The 22,445-nt window shown below is 72.9% G+C and carries 14 protein-coding genes; 9 read left to right on the top strand and 5 right to left on the bottom strand.

Translation table 11 applies throughout. The features are described 5' to 3' along the window. Window positions 1-59: 59 nt before the first annotated feature. The 6 genes from AB0K12_RS11950 (at window position 60) to AB0K12_RS11925 (ending at window position 12,282) form a co-directional block, all read left to right on the top strand. On the top strand, window positions 60-2,159 hold the full coding sequence (locus AB0K12_RS11950) for a beta-galactosidase (RefSeq protein ID WP_364558741.1): 2,100 nt from the start codon (window positions 60-62) through the stop codon (window positions 2,157-2,159). Next, entirely contained in the window at window positions 2,156-3,652 is a 1,497-nt protein-coding gene (locus AB0K12_RS11945) for an alpha-L-fucosidase (protein WP_364558739.1), read from the top strand. Before AB0K12_RS11950 ends, AB0K12_RS11945 begins: the two co-directional genes overlap by 4 nt. Before the next feature lie 12 nt (window positions 3,653-3,664). After that, entirely contained in the window at window positions 3,665-6,205 is a 2,541-nt protein-coding gene (locus AB0K12_RS11940; RefSeq protein WP_364558737.1) for a family 78 glycoside hydrolase catalytic domain, read from the top strand. Further along, entirely contained in the window at window positions 6,181-7,206 is a 1,026-nt protein-coding gene (locus AB0K12_RS11935; protein ID WP_364558734.1) for a hypothetical protein, read from the top strand. The genes AB0K12_RS11940 and AB0K12_RS11935 overlap by 25 nt, the downstream gene beginning before the upstream one ends. 135 nt (window positions 7,207-7,341) lie before the next feature. Further along, complete coding sequence (locus AB0K12_RS11930) at window positions 7,342-8,718, top strand: glycoside hydrolase family 28 protein (protein ID WP_364558731.1); 1,377 nt, start codon at window positions 7,342-7,344, stop codon at window positions 8,716-8,718. 42 nt (window positions 8,719-8,760) lie between these two features. After that, window positions 8,761-12,282: a serine/threonine-protein kinase gene (locus tag AB0K12_RS11925; RefSeq protein WP_364558729.1), complete on the top strand. Its 3,522-nt coding sequence runs from the start codon at window positions 8,761-8,763 to the stop codon at window positions 12,280-12,282. Between the two features lie 8 nt (window positions 12,283-12,290). Here AB0K12_RS11925 and AB0K12_RS11920 read toward each other — a convergent pair whose 3' ends face one another. From AB0K12_RS11920 to AB0K12_RS11910, 3 genes are all read right to left on the bottom strand, one after another. Then, on the bottom strand, window positions 12,291-12,926 hold the full coding sequence (locus AB0K12_RS11920; RefSeq protein WP_364558726.1) for a hypothetical protein: 636 nt from the start codon (window positions 12,924-12,926) through the stop codon (window positions 12,291-12,293). An 83-nt stretch (window positions 12,927-13,009) separates the two neighbouring features. Next, complete coding sequence (locus AB0K12_RS11915; RefSeq protein WP_364558723.1) at window positions 13,010-14,296, bottom strand: ArsB/NhaD family transporter; 1,287 nt, start codon at window positions 14,294-14,296, stop codon at window positions 13,010-13,012. A 223-nt stretch (window positions 14,297-14,519) separates the two neighbouring features. Then, window positions 14,520-14,975, bottom strand: coding sequence for a CBS domain-containing protein (locus tag AB0K12_RS11910; protein WP_364558720.1), 456 nt, complete (start codon window positions 14,973-14,975; stop codon window positions 14,520-14,522). A 171-nt stretch (window positions 14,976-15,146) separates the two neighbouring features. Here AB0K12_RS11910 and AB0K12_RS11905 point away from each other — a divergent pair, with 171 nt between their 5' ends. Next, window positions 15,147-16,169 carry a histidine kinase gene (locus tag AB0K12_RS11905; protein WP_364558717.1) on the top strand — a complete coding sequence of 341 codons (1,023 nt, stop codon included), beginning with the start codon at window positions 15,147-15,149 and terminating at the stop codon, window positions 16,167-16,169. Next, a complete protein-coding gene (locus tag AB0K12_RS11900; protein ID WP_364558714.1) occupies window positions 16,166-16,816 on the top strand; it encodes a response regulator transcription factor in 651 nt (216 codons plus the stop codon). Before AB0K12_RS11905 ends, AB0K12_RS11900 begins: the two co-directional genes overlap by 4 nt. Before the next feature lie 89 nt (window positions 16,817-16,905). On the opposite strand, the gene AB0K12_RS11895 is transcribed toward AB0K12_RS11900, so the two are convergent. Next, entirely contained in the window at window positions 16,906-18,018 is a 1,113-nt protein-coding gene (locus AB0K12_RS11895) for an FAD-dependent oxidoreductase (RefSeq protein WP_364558711.1), read from the bottom strand. Between the two features lie 128 nt (window positions 18,019-18,146). Between AB0K12_RS11895 and AB0K12_RS11890 the strand changes: the two genes are divergently transcribed. Beyond that, a complete protein-coding gene (locus AB0K12_RS11890) occupies window positions 18,147-18,455 on the top strand; it encodes a helix-turn-helix domain-containing protein (protein ID WP_364558708.1) in 309 nt (102 codons plus the stop codon). On the opposite strand, the gene AB0K12_RS11885 is transcribed toward AB0K12_RS11890, so the two are convergent. Further along, on the bottom strand, window positions 18,456-22,445 hold a 3,990-nt coding region (locus AB0K12_RS11885; RefSeq protein ID WP_364558705.1), incomplete at its 5' end, for a tetratricopeptide repeat protein.

The raw sequence follows: 22,445 nt of genomic DNA, 5'->3' as shown, positions 1-22,445 counted from the left end.
AAGGCGTGAATAAATATATTATCTGGTAAATCGTTTTAAGATCATCATGGGGTACCTCCATGACGCCTTCACCCCCGAAGAGTCCGACCCACGTCCGCTTCGGCACCGCGTACTACTGGGAGTACCAGCGGGCCCCCGATCTGCGGCGCGACCTCGACCTCATGGCCCAGGCGAAGATCGACACGATCCGCGTCGGCGAGTCCGTCTGGTCCACCTGGGAGCCGCGCGACGGTGTCTTCGACCTCGACTGGCTGACGCCCGTCCTCGACGGCGCGCACGAGCGCGGCATGAAGGTGCTGCTCGGCACCCCCACCTACGCCATCCCGCCGTGGTTGCAGCGCAAGCACCCCGAGCTGGCGATCGAGCGCGCCGACGGCCGCCGCGTGCCGTGGGGCGCGCGCCAGGAGATCGACTTCACCTCCCCCACCTTCCTGCGGTACGCCGAACGCGTCATCCGCCAGGTCATCGGCCACCACGGCGGCCATCCCGCCGTGCTCGGCGTCCAGCTCGACAACGAGCCCGGCCTGCACCTGATCCACAACGAGCCGGTGTTCGAGCGGTTCAAGGCGTGGCTGGCCGACCGGTACGCCGGCGTCGAGCGGCTCAACGAGGAGTGGGGCCTGACGTACTGGTCGCACCGGATCGGCGGCTGGGACGAGCTGTGGCCGCCGGCCGGCAACACCACCCCCTCCTACGACCTGGCCTGGCGGCGCTTCCAGGCCGAGCTGACCACCGAGTTCATCGCCTGGCAGGCCGATCTGGTGCGCGAGCTGGTGCCGGAGGACCGCGAGCTGACCACGTGCCTGGCCTACCAGCGGCCGGCGCTGCACGACGTCCAGCTCTCCGAGCACCTGACGGTGACCAGCGGCAACGCCTACTACCTGCCCCAGGACCATCTCATCCTGGACCCCGGTGACGCGCCGATCGAGGTCTCCTGGTTCAGCACCACCCCGGAGGGCCTGTTCCAGGCGGCCGACCGCATGTACGCCTCCCGGGGCCGCCGCTTCTGGGTGACCGAGACGAACGCCACCTCGATCGCCGGCTCCCAGCTCAACCTCACCCCGTACGACGGGCAGCTCCGCCAGGCGGCGTGGGCCCTGGTGGCGCGCGGGGCGGAGATGATCTCGTACTGGCACTGGCACACGCTGCCGTACGGCGCGGAGACGCACTGGGGCGGCATCCTCGGGCACGCGCTGGAGCCGGGCCGGGTCTACCGCGAGGTCGCGGCGCTGGGCGCGGAGCTGGAGCGGGCGGCCGGTGACGTGGCGGGGCTGACGCCGGACGCCGAGGTCGGGTTCCTCTACTCGCACGAGAGCAAGTGGGCGCTGTCCTTCCAGCCGCCGCTCACGCTGGACGGGCGCAATCCGGACAAGGACGCCTACGAGCGGATCGTGGCCACGTTCTACCGGGGCGCGTCGGACGCGGGACTGCAAGCCGCCTTCGTCCCACCCGCATTGGTCAATCGTTTGCCCGTCGTCGTGGCGCCCGCCTTCCACTGCCTGCCCGACGCCGTGGCCGAGGCGCTGACCTCGTACGTCGAGGGCGGCGGCCACCTCATCCTGACGTTCCTCACCGGGTACGCCGACGAGGAGGCGCGGGCCCGTACCGAGATCGCGCCCGGCCCGCTGCGCGACCTGGCCGGCGTGCGGTACCTGGAGTTCGCCACGCTGCTGGACCCACTCCCCCTGCACGGGCTCGGCGTCCAGGACGTGGCCAGGCACTGGGCGGACGCGCTGGAGCCCGAGGGCGCCGAGGTGCTGGCCCGCTACGACCACCACCACTACGGACGCTGGCCCGCCATCACCCGCAACCGCGTGGGCGCCGGCACCGTCACCTACGTCGGCACCCTCCCGGGCCGCGACCTGACCGCCGAGCTGTTCCGCCAGGCGAGCGCGGACCTGAGCCGGACGGACGCGGCTGGAGGCCGGGCGAGCGCGGGCCCCGGCGGGAAGCCGCTGGTGGTGGCGGATGAGCCGCGGGTCACCATCCGGTCGGCGGTCAACGCCCGGGGCGAGCGCCTGTGGTTCGTCCACAACTGGTCCGATCGCGCGAGCACCGTGACCCTCACCGCCCAGGCGACCGAGGTCACCGGCTCCCGCGAACCGCTGCCGCCCGGCCCGCTGCGCCTGGCGCCCTTCGACGTGCGAGTGGTGAGATGACCTGCTTCAGACCCGACTGGGAGTCGTTGCGCACCCACCGGATCCCCGGCTGGTTCGGCGAGGCGAAGTTCGGCATCTGGTCGCACTGGGGCCCGCAGTCGGTGGGCCGCTCAGGCGACTGGTACGCCCGCCACCTCTACGGCATGCAGCCCTGGTCAGAGCCCTGGGAACGCAAGCGAGCCACCAGGCAGCACGAACACCATCGCGCCCACTTCGGCGGGGGCGGCGCGAAGGACCTGTTCCCCCGCTGGCGGGCCGAGCGCTTCGACCCCGACGAGCTGATCGACCTCTACGTGAGCAGCGGCGCCCGCTACTTCGTGGCGCTGGCCGCCCACTGCGACAACTTCGACCTGTGGGACTCGAAGCTGCACGGCTGGAACGCCACCCGCGTCGGCCCCCGCCGCGACATCGTGGGCGCCTGGGAGCGCGCCGCGCGGGCGGCCGGCCTGCCGTTCGGCATGAGCTTCCACCAGAACTGGACGTGGCGCTGGCTCGACGTGGCCCACGGCGAGGACCCGGAGACCGGCGAGCCGTACGACGGGGGGCTGACCGCCGCCGACGGCGCCGGCACCTGGTGGGAGGGCCTCGACCCGGCGCGGCTCTACCCGGAGCGGCACGAGCCGGGCGCCCGCCCGCCGGCGAGGGTGGCGGAGCACTTCTACGCCCGCGTCCGCGAGGCGCTCGACCGCTACCGCCCCGACCTGGTCTACCTGGACGACGGCCGGCTGCCGTTCGGCGAGGGCAGCGTGGTGGAGTCGGAGCCGGTCAGCGCGGCGGGCCTGGAGCTGCTGGCCCACTACTACGACACCTGCCCGACCGGCGGCATCGTCACGATCAAGGACGTCCCGGACGCCGACCGCACGGCCGTGGTGCTCGACAGCGAGCGCCGCCAGCTCGACACCGCGCAGCCGTACCCGTGGCAGTTCGACACCAGCGACGGCGAGTGGTTCGACTGCGCGGACGACGACCCGATGTTCCACCCGCGCAAGAGCGCGCACCAGGTCATCCACACCCTGATCGACGTGGTGAGCAAGAACGGCTGCCTGCTGCTGAACGTGCCGCAGCGCGCCGACGGCACGGTGGACGAGCGGGCTCGCGAGTTGCTGGCCGGGGTGGGCGGCTGGTTGCGGGTGTGCGGCGAGGGCGTGTACGGCACCACACCGTGGGTGCGCGCCGCCGAGGGCTCGACAGGGATGGGCGAGACCAAGGGCTACGAGGGCTACAACGAGGCCGACCGCGCCTACGGCCCCGGCGACATCCGCTTCACCCGGCGCGGCGAGACCGTCTACGCCACGCTGCTGGCCTGGCCGAAGGACAGGACGGCGGTCATCACCAGTTTGGGCACGTCCGCGGGCCTGCTGCGCCGCCGCCCGCAGCGGGTCGAGCTGCTGGGGCACGGCCCCGTCTCCTGGCGGCTCGCCCCCGACGCGCTGCGCGCCGACCTGCCGCCCGTGCCGCCGACCACCGCCGCCTACATGTTGAAGATCACCTGAGGAGTGTCCCCGTTGCCGACGAACCTGCGAACGTGTGACCTGACCGACCCCCTCGGCATCGAGGCCACCCGTCCCGTGCTGAGCTGGCGGCTGACCGGCGCCGCCACGCAGACCGCCTACCACGTGCGCGTGGACGGCCTGTGGGACAGCGGCGAGGTCGAGTCCGCCGGCCAGCGCGTGGTGTACGGCGGCGCGCCGCTGGCGAGCAGGACCGCCGCGCGCTGGCAGGTCAGGACGCGCGACGAGGCCGGCCGCTGGTCGGGGTGGAGCGAGCCGGCCCGTTTCGAGCTGGGCCTGCTGGAGCCGGGCGACTGGACGGCGTCCTGGATCACCCACCCCGGCTGGTACGACGAGGGCGGCGACCCGCGCGTCGGCGAGGGCCGCCCGCTGCCGCTGCTGGCCGGCGAGTTCACCGCGTCGGGCCGGGTGACGCGGGCCCGCCTGTACGTCGCCGGGCTCGGCGTCTACGTGGCCTCGCTGAACGGCTCCCCGGTGACGGACGCCGTGCTGGAGCCGGCGTACACGGACTTCACCCGGCGGGTCGCGTACGCCGTGCACGACGTGACGGCGCTGCTGCGGGACGGGCGCAACGCGCTCGGGCTCGCGCTCGGCCCCGGCATCGCGCACGTGTTCCCGCACCAGGACCGCTACATGAAGTTCTACGGCTCGAAGGCGGCGCCGAAGGCGATCGCGCAGCTGGAGGTGCGCTACGCCGACGGCCGCGAGGAGCGGTTCCGCACGGACGCCGGCTGGCTCGCCGGCGAGGGCCCGACGACCCGCTCCCACTGGTACGGCGGCGAGGATTACGACGCCCGCCTGGAGCTGCCCGGCTGGGACGTCCCCGGCGCGGACCGCTCCGGCTGGCGGCCCGTGGTGGCCCTTCCCGACGCGACCGGCACGCTGCGGGCGCGGGCCTGCCCGCCGATCCGGGTCACCGAGGAGCTGCCGGCGGTGGAGAAGCTGACGGCCGCCGACGGCACGCCGGTCTTCGACGTGGGCACGGTGATCGCGGGATGGGCGGAGCTGCGGCTCGACCTGCCGGCCGGGCGTTACCTGCGGCTGGTGCCCGGCGACCAGCTCGACGCGTTCGGCCGGGTGATCCAGTCGAAGCCGACGACCGGCGCGCCGATCTTCAACACGTACGTCACCAAGGAGGGCCCGCAGCGCTGGCGCCCGAGCTTCCGCTACGACGGCTTCCGCTACGTCGAGGTGCAGGGCCTGCCCGAGCAGGCGGGCCGCGAGGCGCTGGCGGGGCTGGCGCTGCGCGCGGACAACGACGTGATCGGCCGGTTCGAGACCTCCGACCCGCTGCTCGACGGCATCCACCGGATCATCGACCGCGCGGTGCGCGGCAACATGTACAGCGTCCTGACCGACTGCCCGCACCGGGAGAAGCTGGGCTGGCTGGAGCAGACCCACCTGCTGTTCGACGTGGTGGCCTACAACTACGACGTGGCCGCGTACCTGCGCGAGCTGCTGGTCACCATCGCCGAGGCGCAGACGCCCGAGGGCCTGGTGCCGGACATCGCGCCGGAGTACCTCGTCTTCGACGGCGCCTTCAGGGACGACCCGAACTGGGGCGGCGCGATGGTGCGCATCCCGTGGCAGATGTACCGCTGGTACGGCGACGCCTCCGCGCTGGAGCGGCACTACGACGCGATGGCCCGCTACGTCGGCTACCTGACGGGCAAGGCCGACGACGGCATCCTGCGGCACGGGCTGGGCGACTGGTTCGGCCTGGACGACACGACGCAGGTGCCGCTGGTGTCCACGTGGGGCTACTGGCGGGCGGCGGGCACGCTGGCGCGGGCGGCCGAGGCGCTGGGCCGCGGCGACGACGCCAAGCGGTATAAGGCGCTGACGGACGCGATCTCGGCCGCGTTCACCGGCGCGTTCCTCAAGGACGGGCGGTTCGGCGGCGGCGGCCAGGCCTCGCAGGTGTTCGCGCTGGACATGGGCGTCGTCCCGGCCGAGCTGGTGCCGGACGCGCTGGACGAGCTGAGCGCGGCCGTGCGGGCGGGCGAGATCACGGTCGGTGAGGTCGCGCTGCCCGCGCTCTACCAGGTGCTGACCAGGGCGGGCCGGCACGACGCGCTCTACGGGTTCGCCACCTCGACCACCCACCCGAGCTACGGCTACCAGGTGCGCAACGGCGCCACCGCGCTCACCGAGGCGTGGGACGGCCCGACCCGCGGCCTGTCGCAGAACCACTACATGCTGGGCGCCATCGACGCCTGGTTCTACCGGGGGCTCGGCGGCATCGGGCAGGCGCCTGGCTCGACCGGGTTCCAGAACCTGCTGATCGCGCCGGCCGCGCCCGGCGACCTGGCGTCCGTGACCGCCCGCACCGCGACCCCGTACGGGGAGGTCGGCGTGGCGTGGCGGCGGGCGGACGGCGCGTACGAGCTGGAGGTCGAGGTGCCGCCGGGCTCGACGGCCGAGGTGCGGCTGCCCGACCTCGGCGCGGCGCGGGCGCCCGACGCCGCCCAGGCTGTCGGCGAGCGCGCCTGGGAGGTCCCTGCGGGCCGGTGGACGTTCGGGGCGCGGCGGTGACCGGGCCGGTGATCCCGTACGACCCCGCCCGGCTGCGCACGCCGTACAAGGCGGACCGGCTGCTCATCGGCCCGTCGGGCGAGCCGGGCGCGTTCGACGCGTTGTTCGTGGACTGCCCGTTCGTCTGCTCCGACGGCGGCGAGTACCTCATGACGTACGTCGGCTTCGACGGCACCGGCTACCAGACCGCGCTGAGCCGCTCACGTGACCTCACGACGTGGACGCCGGGCGAGGTGGTGTTCCCCCGCGACCCCGATCACCCCTACCGCCGCTACAACGCCGCGCTCACCTCGATCGTGCGCGACAACAGGCTCGGCTCGGACGGGCAGGTCACCTGGCTGGACGGGCAGGCCGTGGGCACCTACCACGCCTACCCGGAGGCGGGCATGGAGTCGGGCGCGGCGATCATCGGGTTCGTGGTCAGCGACGACCTGCGTACCTGGGCGGACACGGGGTCGCTGCTGCGGCCGCAGGACGGCGGCGCGTGGGAGCGGGGCGGCCTGTACAAGTCGTGGCTGCTCCGCCACGACGGCCTCTACTACTGCTTCTACAACGCCAAGAACCGCACCTACGACGGCTGGCGCGAGCAGATCGGCTACGCCGTCTCCCCCGACCTCCGGCGCTGGGAGCGCCCCAGCCCGCTGCCGGTGGTGCCGAACGGCGGCCAGGGCACGTTCGACGAGCGCTTCGCCTCCGACCCGTGCGTGCTGCGCGACGGCGACTGGTGGGTGATGTTCTACTTCGGGCTCTCCTTCGACGGGCACGCCCGCGAGGGGTACGCGGTCTCGCGCGACCTGCGGACCTGGGAGAAGGGCTCCGAGATCCTCGTTGACGTGGGCCCGCCCGGAAGCGTGGACGACACGTACGCGCACAAGCCCGCCGTCGTGGCCCATGACGGCCGCCTGCACCACTTCTACACGGCGGTGCGGCGGGCGGAGCCGTACCTGGTGGGCGAGCACCGCATGACCGAGCACAGAGGGGTCGGCGCGGCATGGGCATGAGCAGGCGCGCGGCGCTACCTCAGCCCGTACATGCGGTCCGCACTGCCGGCCACCATGCCCAGCGCACCTTCATCCGGGGCATCACGCTCACCGGCGTGAAGGGTTGAACCCCCCGCTTCGATCCGGAGGACATCGATGCAGCACTCCCGCAGAACGTTCCTGGGCGCCGCGCTCGGCGGCTTGGTCATCGCGCCGGCCCTGGCCGGGCCCGCCGAGGCGGGCACCGCGTGGAGCCGGGTGCCCGCCATCAGGCGGCGCATCAGGCCGCCGCGCTTCCCCGCCCGCACGTTCCCCATCACCCGGTACGGCGCCACCGGCGACGGCGCCACCCCGTGCACCGAGGCGTTCCGCCGGGCCGTCGAGGCGTGCGCGGCGGCCGGCGGCGGCCGGGTGCTGGTGCCGGCGGGGACGTACCTGACCGGCGCGATCCACCTGGCCGACGACGTCGAGCTGCACCTGGAGGCGGGCGCGACCATCCGCTTCAGCCGCGACCCCGCCGACTACCTGCCCGTGGTGGCCACCCGGTACGAGGGCATCGAGCTGATGAACTACTCCCCGTTCATCTACGCCCACGGCCGTACCAACATCGCCATCACCGGCTCAGGCGTGATCGACGGCCAGGCCGACGCCACGCACTGGTGGGACTGGTCGAACGACCCCCCGCCCTCCGAGGGCCCGGACAAACGGCTGCTGGCGCAACTGGCGGAGGACGGCGTGCCGGTCGCCGAGCGGGTGTTCGGCGAGGGCCACCACCTGCGGCCCAACCTCATCCAGCTCTACCGCTGCCGCAACGTGCTCATCGAGGGCGTGACGGTCAAGGACTCCCCCATGTGGAACATCCACCCCGTCCTGTGCAGGAACGTCACGATCCGCGGCGTCACCGTGGACAGCCCGCGCGGCCCCAACAACGACGGCTGCGACCCCGAGTCCTGCGTGGACGTGCTCATCGAGAACTGCACGTTCGACACCGGCGACGACTGCGTGGCGCTCAAGGCGGGCAAGAACGCCGACGGCCGCCGGGTGAACGAGCCCTGCCTCAACGTCCTCGTCACCGGCTGCGTCATGCGCGACGGCAACGGCGGCGTGACCGTCGGCAGCGAGACCACCGGCGGCGTGCGCTGGGTGTTCGCCTGGAACTGCGAGATGAGCAGCCCCCGCCTGGAGCGCGCGATCCGCATCAAGACCAACCCCGAGCGCGGCGGCTACGTCAGGGACGTTCACGTCAAGGACGTCAAGGTCGGGCAGGCCGCCGACGCGGTCATCGAGGTCGCGCTCAACTACGAGAACAAGCACACCGGGCCCCACTTCCCCGACGTCGGCGGCATCGAGATCACCCGGCTGCGGGCCGGGACCGCGCCCAGGGCGTTCACCCTCATCGGCAACCCCGGCAACCCGATCAGGGGCGTGAAGGTGAGCACAAGCGTGTTCGAGAACATGACCGAGGCCGACGTGGTGACCGACGTGACCGGGTTCGAGCTGCGTAACGTCTGGGTCAACGGACACAGGGTGTGACCTTTACCCAACCTCTGCGTCACCACCGCCGTCCAACCAGGCATGAGCAGTCCACTGATCGACGGGGACCCGCAGCGGCTCGGCGGCTACTGGCTGGCCGGCCGGCTCGGCGAGGGCGGCCAGGGAGTCGTCTACGAGGGCTATGACCAGGACGGCACGCGGGTCGCCGTCAAGGTGCTGCGCGGCGACCCGGCCGGGGCGCCGCGGCTGCGCGAGCGGCTGGCCAAGGAGGCCGCCGCCGCGCGGCGGGTCGCGCCGTTCTGCACCGCCCGGGTGCTGGACGCCGACCTCGACGGGCCGCGGCCGTACATCGTCAGCGCGTACGTCGAGGGGCCCAGCCTGCGGGATGCCGGGCGTACGTTCGGCGGCGACGACCTGCACCGCCTGGCCACCGCGATCGCCACGGCGCTCGCCGCGGTGCACGACGCCGGTGTCGTGCACCGCGACCTCAAGCCGGGCAACGTGCTGCTCGGGCCCGACGGGCCGCGGGTCATCGACTTCGGCGTGGCACGTACGCGGGAGATGACGCTCAGCTCCACAGAAAACGTGACCGGCACGCCCGGATACCTCGCGCCCGAGGTCCTCTCCGGCCTGCGCGCCGGCCCCGCCGCCGACGTCTTCGCCTGGGCCGCCGTCGTCCTGTACGCCGCCACCGGCGAGGACCCGTTCACCGGCGACTCGGCCGGCGCGGTCATGCACCAGGTCCTGACCCACGACCCGGACCTGTCGGTGCTGCCCGCCTCCCTTCACCGCCCGGTCAAGGCCGCCCTGTCCAAGGACCCGGACCTCCGGCCGTCCTCCCGCGACCTCCTGCTCTCCCTCCTGACCGGCACCGACCCCGCTGCCCACGTCCTCATGAGAAGCACCGCCGATCGCGGTCGCCGTGGCCAGGCCACCATCGCCGGGCGAGGCGCCATCGACACGGCGCAGCTGCTCGCCCTCGGGGCCGGTGACGGGGGCCGGATCGGGGCCGCGTTCGGCGCGAAGGCCGACCCCGCGCTCGGGGTGATCGCCGAGGACGCCTATGCGTCGCTCGCGCCCGAGGACCGGCTGCTCGTGCCCGTGTTGTTCCTGCGGCTGGTGACCGTGACCGACGCGGGCGAGCTGGCGTTGCGCGCGCCCCGCAGGTCGGAGCTGCCCGACGGGACGGACCGGGTGCTGAGGGCGTTCACGTACCTGGTGTCCTGCGGCGACCCCGTACGCCTGCTGCGCCCCGCGCTCCCGCTCGCCTGGCCCCGGCTGCGCGAGTGGATCGAGGCCGATCGCGACGGCCTGGCCGTGCACCGCCGCATCACCGTGGCGACCGGCCGCTGGCAGGAGCACGGCCGCAGGGACGCCGACCTGTTCCACGGCAGCACCCTGGACGACGCGCTGCGCTGGGCCGCCGCCGACCGCACGCACCTCACGCTCACCCCGGCGGAGCGCGACTTCCTGGCCTCCTCCGCCACCCTCACCCGCCGTCGCTCCCGCCGTGTCAGGCTCCTGACCGTGGGCCTGGCCGCCCTGCTCGCCCTCGCCGTCGGTGCGGGCGGGCTGGCCTGGCGGCAGAGCGCGACCCTGGCCGGGCAGCGCGACGCCGCCGACTCGGCGAGGCTGGCCGCCGCCTCCGACGCCGTACGGGGCCGCGACCCGGTGCTCGGCATGCTGCTCGCCGCCGCCTCAGGCACGCTCTCCCCCACCGCCGAGGCCAGGTCGAGCCTGCTGGCCGCCGCGTCCGACCCGGCCACCACCTCCTTCCGCGACCCGGCGACGGGCCCGGACGTCGTCCGCACCCTGACCGCCGACGGCCGCTTCCTGATCAGCGTCACCCCGGACGAGGTGACGGTCTGGGACGTCACCACCGGCCACCGCACCAGAAGCTTCACCGCCCCCATCACCACCCTGCCCCGCTCCGGTGCCGAGGCCGGAGTCCGGAGCGTCGCCCAAGCCGGAACCCCCCAAGGCGGGAGTGGGAGATTGCGGGAGGTGGCGGTCAGCCGCGACGGGAAGGTGGTGGCGGTCGCCGACGACTCCGGGATCGGGGTCTGGGAGGTGGCCACCGGGCGGCCGGTCGGGCGGCGGATCGCGGCGCCCGGCGGCGTGGACGTGTCGGTGGCGTTCAGCGGGGACCGGCTGCTGGTGACGATCGGGCAGGGGACGCAGGTCCACGACTGGCGTACCGGGACGACGACCCCGCTGCCCGCGCTGCGGCGGCCGGCCGTGCACCCCCACGGCGGGTACGCGGTCGCCGGCCCCGACCGCTACCTGCTGCCGTCGGGCAAGCGCCGCCCCGGCTACCCGGGCGTCTGCGCCGACTGCGACAGCGCCGCCGCGTTCAGCCCCGACGGCACGAGGGTGGCGATCAGCGACGACGACGGCCTGACCGTGTACGACACCCGCACCCGCGAGGAGCTGGCCGTCCTGCGCGGCTGGGAGGACCACGCGATCCCGGTGTTCAGCCAGGACGGCGAGCTGGTCGCGGGCGTCGGTGCGAAGATCACGGTGTGGCGGCCGGGCGCCGACGAGCCGCTGCTGCTGGAGCGCCGCCCGCCCGACCCGGTGACGGCCGCCGCGTTCGGCCCCGACGGCCTGCGCTACCTCAGCGACGACACGGTGGTGACGCTCGTGCCCGCCCCGCCGTCCGACGAGCCGATGGACACCGTACGGCTGAGCGGCGACGGCCGTACGGTGGCCATGCACGCGCTCGGCAGCACCGAGATCACCCTCAACGGCCGCCGCCGCGAGACCGGCGCCTTCGACGACTACGACAGCGAGCTGGCGTTCAGCCCTGACAACCGGCTGCTGGCCGTCCGGCGCGGCGACCACGTCACGGTCCGCGACGTCGCCTCCTGGCGGGAGCTGGCCGCGCTCGCCCCGAGGTTCGCCGACGAGAGGGAGGCGGCGTCGGTGCTGCCCACCTCGAAGGGCCTGTGGACGGCGGGCGAGCGGACGTTCACGCTGTGGGGGCTGCCCGGCGGGCGGCGGCTCAAGCAGGTGCCGCGGCCGGAACGGCTGCTCGGCTGGACGGCCACCGCCGACGGCCGCCTCGTCGGCCTCGACACGGTCCGTCGGCGGCTGGTGGACCTGGAGACGGACACGCCGTTCGGCGCCCGGCTGCCGCTGCCGGGGCGGGCCGACGACGTGTGGTTCGGCGCGCGGCTCGACCTGGTCGCGGTGAACTTCGCCGACAAGGTCGGGGTCTGGGACACCGCGACGGGCGCGCAGATCGGCGGCTGGATGCGGGTGGAGGGCGCGCCGTGGGACGCGGCGCTCTCGCCGGACGGGCGGCTGTTCGCCTACGCCTCCCAGGACAACACGCTCAGTCTGTGGGACGTCCGCCAGGGGCGGCGGATCGGCCCGCCGGTCGGGCTCACCGGCAGCGCCCGCTCGGTCGCCTTCACCGCCGGCTCCGCCGAGGTGCTGGCCGTCGGCAGAGGCGGCCGCCTGACCCGCCTGCCGACCACGGTCGAGGGCCTGACCGAGGCCGTCTGCATCCGGGCCGGCCGCACCCTGACGGCCGCCGAGTGGCACCGCCACCTGCCGGACCGCCCGTACGAACCGGTGTGCCCGCCCCTCGCCCGCTGAACCGCGCGTCAGACCTGGGTCGGGGTGGCGGCGGGGAGGCCGTCGCCGGACGGCCCCCGGCCCAGGAGCAGCGTCCCGAGCCACATGACCGCCATGCCGACGGCGGCCAGCGCCGTCGCCTTGCCCTCCTGGAGGGTGGCGGCGCCCAGCAGAATCACTCCGCCGGCGGTGACGGCGGCGCTGATCGGGGTGACGCGGCGCAGCACGGCGAGCACGGCCGCCAGCGCGAGCACCGCGCCGAAGAACAGCTGCGCCCCCGGCGTGTAGACGACCAGCTCGATCCCCGGATAGCCGCGCGCCTGCGTCAGCAGCGCCCGCAGCCCGGCCCCGTCGGACGCGACGAACCCGGCGTGCAGGTCGATGACGAGCTGCGTCAGGTTGGCCGCCACGCCGAACAGCGCGACCCCGGTCGCCGCCTCCACCACCACCCGGCGGCCGCCGGAGACCGGCTGGGCGAGGCCCCGCATGGCCAGCGTCATCAGCCCGAACATCAGGAAGCCGCCGAACCAGGCGAGGTGCGCCGCCGTCCACCACAGCCCCGGCTGCGTGTCGCCGTGAACGGGACGCAGGAGGAACCAGCCGGCGAGCAGGGCGGCGGGTCCGGCGGTGAAGGAGATCTGGGCCAGACGGCTTGCGGGGTTCATACAGGCCACAATGCCCGCTGCCGCCCGGCCGGATCATCGGTGATCGCCCCTGATTCAACCCTGAGGACACCAGGGGCGCCGGGTCAGGTGAAGTAGCGCAGCCAGACGTACAGCCAGGCGAGCACGGTGCTCAGCACGGTGACGACGATGCCGTACCGGGTGAACTGCCAGAAGGTGATCTTGTGGCCGTTGCGCGCGGCGATGCCGAGGGCGACCACGTTCGGGCTGGCCGCGACCGCGGTGCCGTTGCCGCCGAAGTCGGCGCCGAGCGCGAAGGCCCACCACAGCGCCTGACCGGCCTGCGGGTCGACGGCGGCGTCGACGACGCCTTCCACGATGGGGGCGGTCGTGGCGACGTACGGGATGTTGTCGAAGAACGCGCCGAGCGCGCTGGAGCCGAACAGCAGCGCCGTCGCGGCGACCAGGTAGTCGTCGCCCAGGGCGTCCAGCGCCCAGGTGCCGATGGCCGCGATCACGCCGGTGTGCACGAGCCCCGCCACCATGACGAAGAGCCCAGCGAAGAACACCAGCGTCGGCCACTCGACCTCGCGCAGCACCTCGTCGACGTTCGCACGGGAGACCAGCAGCATCACGCCGGCGCCGACGAGCGCCACGATCGACGGATCGACGTGCACCACCGCGTGCAGCCCGAACCCCGTCACCACCGCGGCCAGCACGATCAGGCAGCGCACCAGCAGCCGCATGTCGGTGATCGCCCGCCGCTCCTGCAGCGCCATCACCTCGGCGACGTGCTCGGCGTTGTACTGGAACGACTTGCGGAACAACACCCGCGTGAACAGCACGAACACCGCGAAGATGACCACCACGACCGGCGCCATGTGCACGAGGAAGTCGTTGAACGTCAGCCCCGCGCGGCTGCCGATGATGATGTTGGGCGGGTCGCCGATGAGCGTGGCCGCGCCGCCGATGTTGGACGCCAGCACCTCGGCGATCAGGTACGGTTGCGCCGCGATCCGCAGCCGGTTGCACACCACGATCGTGACCGGCGCCACCAGCATGATGGTGGTGACGTTGTCGAGGAACGGCGAGGCGACGGCGGTGATGCCCATCAGCATGACCATCAGCCGGTACGGCCGCCCTTTCGAGCGTTTGGCCGCCCAGATGGCCAGGTAATCGAAGACGCCCGTCTGCTTGATGACGCCGACGATGATCATCATCCCGAGCAGCAGGAAGATGACGTTCCAGTCGATGCCCTCGTGCTCGGAGAAGAACACCTCGGCGCCGGGGATCAGGCCGAGCACGGCCATCAGACCCGCGGCGACGAGGACGACTTTGACCTTGTTGGCCTTCTCCGTGGCGATGAAGAAGAACGCCACGATGAAGATGGCCAGTGCGAGTATCGCGCTCATCCGTTCCGCCCCGGCGGGCCGGCCTGCCCGTCGGCGGAGAGCCCGCGTTCAACGGGCACGTGACGACACAGCAGCCGTCCGGGACATGACGGCAGCGCAAAGTGAAGGGCGAACACGGCGATGACCTTTCGCGATAAGAGGAGTCGCCGCGGCGGTGCCGGCGGCCCGCGCCCGAAAGGTCGGGGCGTGGCCGCGCGGCACACGCCCGGCGGGCCTGGTTCTGTCAGTCGTCGGGGGCCAGGGCCAGACTGGTGAGCAGGCGTTCGAGGGTGATGGCTCCGGCGAGCACGCCGTCGCGGCCGACGACGGCGACGATCGGGCTGCGCAGCCGCGCCATCAGCGCGGCCACCTCCAGCAGCGTCGCCTCCATGCGGACGGTCGCCGGGGTGACCGGACGCCGGGGCAGGCAGTCGCCGACCGTCCGCTCGCCCAGCTCCCCCCAGAACACGTCGGCGTGGGCCTCGTCGATCGTCCGGCACAGCGCCGGGTCCTCCTGGTACGCCCCCGGCACCGCCAGCCGCAGCACCTGCGTCCCCGGCAGGACGCCGGCGGGCCGCCCCCGCCCGTCCACCACGATCAGGCCGGGCATGCGGCCCAGGGCCATGAGGCGGACCGCCTTGGTGACGAGGTCGTCGGCGGTGACGGTCGGCAAACTTACGGCGATGTCGCTGGCATGCATGGCATCCGCTGTCTCTCCAATCCGGCTCTGCTCAAGTCTGGCGGCGGACAGGGGTCGCGAACCATCGGGTCTGTCACCCATCTCCGCGGGGATACAACATGTAGGCGTGGGCACGGGATGAGAGTCAGCCCGGATGGACGACGACGCCCTCGGACGAGAAGGCTGATAACCATGGACGACCGCGTGGCCGGCGGGGCGGCGCAGCGGGCGGTGCACCTGCCGCGCACTCCGGCTCAGGCGCTGTTCCGGCGGCTGGTGCTGATCAACGGGCTGGTCTTCACGATAGGCACGCTGGTGCTGGCGTTCTCCCCCGCCACCATTTCCGCACCGATCGTGCTGGCCGAGGCGCCGGTGCTGCTGATCGGGCTGGCCGCGATGCTGGGGGCGAACGCGCTGCTGCTGCGCCGCAGCCTGGCGCCGCTCGACGCGCTGACGGCCCTCATGCAGCGGGTCGACCTGCTGCGCACCGGTGACCGCCTGCCCGACGGCGGCAACAGCGACCTGACGTACCTCATCGGGACGTTCAACTCGATGCTCGACCGGCTGGAGGCCGAGCGCAGCGCGAGCAGCGCCCACGCCCTCGCGGCGCAGGAGGGCGAGCGGCGGCGCATCGCCCGCGAGCTGCACGACGAGATCGGCCAGAGCCTGACCGTGGTGCTGCTCGGGCTGAAGCGGGTGGTGGACCGCGCGCCCGACGATCTGCGGGAGGAGCTGCACGGCGTGCAGGAGACCGTACGCGCGAGCCTCGACGAGGTCCGCCAGGTCGCCCGCCGGCTGCGGCCTGGCGTCCTGGAGGACCTCGGGCTGCACAGCGCGCTCAACGCCCTCGCCGCGGACGTGTCGCAAATGAGCGGCGTGAAGGTGCTGCGCTCCGTCCAGCCCGACCTGCCGCAGCTCGGCTCCGACGTCGAGCTGGTGCTGTACCGGATCGCGCAGGAGAGCCTGACCAACATCGCCAGGCACGCCCACGCCGAGCACGCCGAGCTGTCGCTGCAGGCCGAGGACGGCCGGCTCGTGCTGCGGATCGCCGACGACGGGCAGGGCGGCGCGCGCCAGGACGGCGCCGGGATCCGCGGCATGCGCGAGCGCGCCCTGCTGATCGGCGCCCGGCTGAGCGTCGACTCCCCGCCAGGCGTGGGCACGTGCGTACGCCTGGACATCCCGGATCCCGCGAATCGGAGCGCAACCTCGTGAACAAGACCCGGATCCTGCTGGCCGACGACCACGCCCTCGTACGGCGGGGGCTGCGCCTGATCCTCGACGCCGAGCCCGACCTCGAGGTGGTCGCCGAGGCCGCCGACGGCGCCGAGGCGGTGGCGGCGGCCGACGAGACCGAGGTGGACCTCGCCATCCTCGACATCGCGATGCCCCGCATGACCGGGCTGCAGGCGGCCAGGGAGATCTCCCGCCGGGCGCCCGGCATCCGCATCCTGATCCTGTCGATGTACGACAACGAGCAGTACTTCTTCGAGTCGCTCAAGGTCGGGGCGTCCGGCTACGTGCTCAAGTCCGTCGCCGACCAGGACCTGCTGGAGGCGTGCCGGGCCACCATGCGGGGCGAGCCGTTCCTCTACCCGGGGGCGATCACCGCGCTCATCCGCGACTACCTGCAGCGCGACCGGGAGGGCGAGCGCATCCCCGAGAGCATCCTGACGCCGCGGGAGGAGGAGATCGTCAAGCTGATCGCGGAGGGCAACTCCGCCAAGGAGATCGCGGAGACGCTGGTCATCAGCGTGAAGACAGTCGATCGGCACCGGGCGAACATCCTGCAGAAGCTCGGCATGCGCGACCGCCTCGACCTCACCCGCTACGCCATCCGCGCCGGCCTCGTCGAACCCTGACCGGCGGTTCCCGCGCCGGCCTGCCGGACCCCTGACGGGCGGCTTCCGGGCGGCTGCCCGGGCGGGCCGCGCTCCGGGCCCGAAGCGGGTCAGGCGTTCTTCTCCGGGACGTCGAAGGCGGCGCTGGCGTAGGTGGCGAGCATGTCGCGGCCCTTGATCTCGGCGGCGGCGTCCGCGCCGACGACGCCCTGGCCGGGCAGCTGGCCCGCGCCGCCCTCCGGGCCGAGGGGGACGACGATGACCGTCGGCTGCCGCTCGTACGGGACCGGTTCGCCCTCGCCGGTGATGATCGCGCGCAGGTTGGCGGCCAGCAGCTCGCCCTGCCGCCCCGCGTACCCGGCCATGTCGCGGTCGGCGTCGGCGATGTCGCCGATCGCGAACACCCGCTCCTGCCCGCGTACCCGCAGCAGCTCGTCCACCTGGACGTAGCCGCGCTCGTCGAGGGCGCCGGCCAGCTCGCCGCGCAGGTAGCCGGTCCGCAGCCGCCCGCCGAAGCAGCGGAACCACATGTCGGCGACCAGCTTGTCCCCCGACTCGGTGGCGATCGCGATGGGCGCCACGGTGGCGGGCTCGGCGGCCGGCAGCTCCCGCAGCGCGGTGCCGAGCTTGAGCTCGACGCCGATCTCGGCGAGCTGGCGGCGCAGCTCGTCCCGCAGCGACGGCTCGAACGGGCCGGGCAGGATGTCGTCGGACACGTCGGCCAGCGTGACGTGCTTGCCGGGGAAGGCCGCCTTGATCTCCCCCGCCAGTTCGAGGCCCACGGGCCCGGCGCCGACGAGCAGCACCCGTCCCGCCTCCCTGAGCGCGTCGTGCGCGGCGCGCACCTGGGCCTTGGCGGCGTCCGTGTCCGGGGTGTCGATCTTGGCGGGGAACGCGTACGCCGACCCTGTGGCCAGCACCAGGTAGTCGGGCTCCAGCGTGGTCCCCGACGCCAGCGTCACGCGGCGGCCGTCCACGGCCACCGCGCTGTCACGCAGGAACCGGCCGTGCTCCAGCAGCCGCCGGTAGGGCAGGAAGATCCGGTCGAGCCACTCGGGCTCCACCAGCGCCCGCCATGCGGCCACGTTGTGCACGAAGGCGTCGGACGGATCCACGAGTGTCACGTCGGCGACGTCGTCGAGCAGCTTTGCCACCTTGTGGCCGCCGTAGCCGCCACCGAGCACCACGACGGACGGGCGGGTGCCCGCGAGGTTCTCACTCATCACGCATCTCCTCACTAGGCATCGAGATGCAGCTACGTTATACATACTCACTACTAAAATCAAAGTGGCAGTTTTTCTGCTAGTTTGGAGGCATGCCGGCACCGACACCCCACACCGTGGAAGCCTGCATGCGCCGTGACGAGGCGCTGACCCGCGCGTTCACCCTGCTCGGCAAGCGCTGGGTCGGCGTCGTGCTGGCGAGCCTGCGCATGGGGCCCGCCGGGTTCCGCGAGCTGTCACGAGCCATCGAAGGAGTCAGCGACTCGGTCCTGTCCGACCGGCTGTCCGCGCTGACCAAAGAGGGGCTGATCGTCCGCAAGGTCGACGAGGGCCCGCCGGTCGCCGTGTCGTACGAGCTGACCGAGGCCGGCCAGGCGCTCATGCCGGCCCTGGAGCAGATCTCCCAGTGGGCCCACGAGCACCTGCCGCCCCGCTGACTACTTGCGGTGCGGCAACTGCCCGGTCGGCCCTTCCGCCAGCGCCAGCTTGCCCGGCCCCGACGTGACCGTGAACCTGCCGGGCCCGAACGTGTTCTCCCCCGTGGGGCCCGGTGACACCGACATGCCGCCGGCCTGCAGGTCCGCCTCGAAGCCCGGCAGCTTCAGCCGGATCAGCGCCGGCAGGAGCGCCGCCACCGTGATCAGGCCCACCAGGATCGGGGTGTTCACCATCAGCAGCGTGGTCGGCACCTTCGCGGTGAAGAAGAACATCGTCCACATCACGGCCAGCAGTGCGAACGAGATGCACGCCACCACGAACCCGCCCCACAACGCCGGCGCCGCCGCCTTCACCTCACGTTGCAGCAGGTTGAGGTTGCGCTGCGCCTCGACGTGGTTCGGCTCGCGCCGCAGGCACTCGCGCAGGTGGTGCATGGCCCGGCGGCGGTAGGCGAAGCGGCCCCGCGCCTCCGCCGTCAGCGAGCCCAGCCGGTGGTGCGCGACACCGGCCACGAAGTGCGGGTCGGCCTCCGTGTCGGGGGCCAGGCCGATCGCCCGCTGCGCCTCGGTGTACGCCTCCGCGTACAGGTCGGAGTTCTGCTGCTTGTCGCCCCGCTGCACCAGGAGCCTGGCCAGCGCCGTACAGGTGTGCCAGCGGTCCCGGTGGTCCTGGCGCGCCAGCACCTGGCGCAGGACCCGCTCCGCCTCCGCCTCGTCGCCCGTGCGCGCCAGCGCCTGCGCCAGCCCGATCGAGGCGGGTCCGGAATCGGGGTCGATCGCCAGCGCCTGACGGAACTCGCGCTCCGCCGCCGGCAGGCGTTCCTCGTCGCCTTGCAGGTAGAGATTGCCCAGCTCGATGTGGGCTGCGCTCTCGTGCCACTTCCGCGTCACGGCCAGCCGCAGCTGCTCCTCCGCCTCCTCGTGGCGGGCCATCTGGACGTACAGGGCGCCCAGGTCGATGTGGCCGCCGTGGTGCGGGTCGATGGCGAGCGCCTTCTTCAGGTGGTACTCGGCCGACAGCAGGTTGCCCGACTTGAAGGCCAGCACGCCCAGGCACACGTGCGCGGAGGCGTTCACGCCGGCGGCGGTCAGGTCGTGCGCGATCCGCACCGCCTCTTCCCTGGCCTCCTTGCCGCTCTGCCGGGTCAGCGCCCAGGCCAGGCCCAGCTCGTACTCCCTGGCGCCCGGCGCCTCCTCGATGGCGGCGCGGAAGCGGCGCTCGGCCTCCGCGTACTCCTGCGCCGAGAACGCCACCCAGCCGAGCCCGCCCTGCGCCTTCGCCCGCTCCCGCCCGCCGATCGCCGTCTCCAGCAGGCCCTCGAAGATCCGCCGCGCCTCGCCTGCCCGCCGCTCGTCGTGGTGGATCCAGGCCAGCTCGGCCTTGAGCGAGCGGTCCTCCGGCTTCTCCTCGATCCAGCGGGCGATGTCCCGCTCCGCCTCCGGGCACAGCCGCCGCGACCGCAGCACCGCCGACCTGGCGATCCTGGCCTCCACGTTGTCCGCTTCCCTGGCCAGCACGTCGTCGTAGCAGGCCAGGGCCTCCTCGAACCTGGCCTGGTCGTCGTACACGCGGCCCAGCTCGATCCGCAGCCCCATCCTGTTGGGCCGCAGCGCGATCGCCTCCGTCGCCGCCCGCTCCGCCTCCTTGAACGCCCGCATCGCGCGCAGCGTCCTGACCCGGCGTCCCAGGGCGTTGGCGTTGTCCTGGTCGATGGCCAGGGCCCGGTCCAGGTGGGCCAGGGCGTCGTCGTACCGATCCTGGTCGGCGTCGACGCGCGCCGCGGCGACGTGCGCCTCGGGATCGTTCGGCCGCAACCGCAACGCCTCGGCCGCCGCGCTCTCCGCCTCCTGATAGCGCCGGGCGAGGCACAACGCACGAACCCGGCCGCGCAGCGCCGGGGAGTTGTGCGGGTCGATCTCCAGGGCCCGGCCGAGGTGGGCCAGGGCTTCGTCGTAGCGATCCTGGTCGCTGAAGACACGCGCGGCGGCGACCTGCGCCTCCGGATCACCGGGCCGCAGCTCTCCGATCTCCGCCGCCGCCTGCCCGGCCTCCTCATAGCGGCGGCTGTAGCGCAGGAAGTCGACGCGGCTCCGCAGCGCCCACCCATCGCGGCGGTCGATGGCCAGCGCACGACCTACGTGCTCCAGTGCTTGGCCCTCGCGGTCCTGGTCACTCGCCACCCACGCGGCCGTCGTGTGCACGTCGGGATCGTCGGGCCGCAGCCGGACGGCTTCCGCCGCCGCCCGTTCGGCTTCGTCGTAACGCCAGGCGTAGCGCAGGAAGTCGACGCGGCTGCGCAGCGCCCACGAGTCGCACGGGTCGACGGCCAGCGCGCGTCCGGCCCAGACCAGCGCCTCCTCCTCGCGGTCCTGGTCACTGAAGACCCACGCCGCCGCCGTGTACATGCCGGCGTCCCGGGGCTGCAACCGCACACTCTCCGCCGCCGCCTGCTCGGCCGCTTTGTAGCGACCGCTGTAGCGCAGGAAGTCGATGCGGGCGCGCAGAGCCCGCACGTTGGCCGGCTCGATGGCCAGGGCACGCTCGATGTACGCCAGCCCCTCGTCCTCACGATCCTGGGCGCACAGCACCCACGCCGCCGACGTCAGCGCCTCGGGGTCATCGGGCCGCTGACGGAGCAGCTCCTCCGCCGCCCGCTCCGCCTCCTCGAAGCGCCGGCTGGAGCGCAGGAAGTCGACCCGGTCACGCGACGCCTGCGTGTTACGCGGGTCGATGGCCAGGGCCCGCCCGGCGTAGGCGAGCGCCTCGTCATCCCGGCCCTGGTCGCTGAAGACCCAGGCGGCCGTCGCGTACAGGTCGGAATCGCCGGGCCGCAGCCGCACGGCCTCCTCCACCGCCCGCTCCGCCTCCTCGAAGCGCAGTGCCCGGCGCAGGAGGTCAATCCGATTGCGCAGGAGCAAGGACCGGCCAGGGTCGAGCTCCAAGGCTTTCTCGAGGTGTTCCAGCGCGGCATCGAACCGGTATCGGTCGCTGTGGACCCACGCGGCGCTGAGGTGGACGTCAGGATCACCGGGACGGACACCCACGGCCTTCGCCGCCGCCCGCTCAGCCTCCTCGAACCGACCGCTGAACCGCAGGAAGTCCATCCGGCTCCGCAACGCCCACACATCACGCGGATCGATCGCCAGCGCACGCTCGACCCACTGCAGCGCCTCCTCCTCACGATCCTGAGCACTGAACACCCACGCGGCCGTCGTGAACACGTAAGGATCATCGGGACGGAGCCGCACGGCCTCCTCCACCGCCCGCTCCGCCTCCTCGAACCGGCGACCGGACTGCAGGAAGTTGACACGCCAGCACAAGGCCCACACGTTGCGCGGATCAACCGTCAGCGCACGCTCGACCCACTCCAGCGCCTCCTCCTCACGGTCCTGATCGCTGAACACCCACGCCGCCACCGTGAGCACATCAGGATCATCAGGACGCACACGCACGGCCTCCTCCGCCGCCCGCTCCGCCTCCTCGAACCGACCGCTGAACCGCAGGAAGTCCATCCGGCTCCGCAACGCCTGCGAGTGACGCGGATCGATCCCCAGCGCGCGCTCGACGTGTGCCAGCGCCTCCTCCTCGCGGTGCCGGCTACTGGAAACCGACCCAGCCGCCACATGCAGGCGCGGATTTCTCGGGTGCAGCCGCACGGCCTCCGCCGCAGCCTGCTCGGCCTCCTCATAGCGCCGGGCGTACCGCAGGAAGTCGATCCGGCTCAGCAGCGCCCACGGATCACGCGGATCGATCGCCAACGCACGCTCGACCCGCGTCACCGCCTCATCCTCGCGATCCTGAGCGCTCAGCACCCACGCCGCCGTCGTGCACACGTCTGGGTCCCTGGGCAGGAGACGCTCGGCTTCTGCCGCTGCCCGCTCGGCCTCCTCGAAGCGCCGGGCGTACCGCAGGAAGTCGATCCGGCTCAGCAGCGCCCACGGATCACGCGGATCGATCGCCAACGCACGCTCGACCCGCGTCACCGCCTC

It is taken from the genome of Nonomuraea sp. NPDC049419 (assembly GCF_040676995.1).
Classification (GTDB): Bacteria; Actinomycetota; Actinomycetes; order Streptosporangiales; family Streptosporangiaceae; genus Nonomuraea; species Nonomuraea salmonea.
This window is presented reverse-complemented; position numbering and strand designations above follow the sequence as displayed.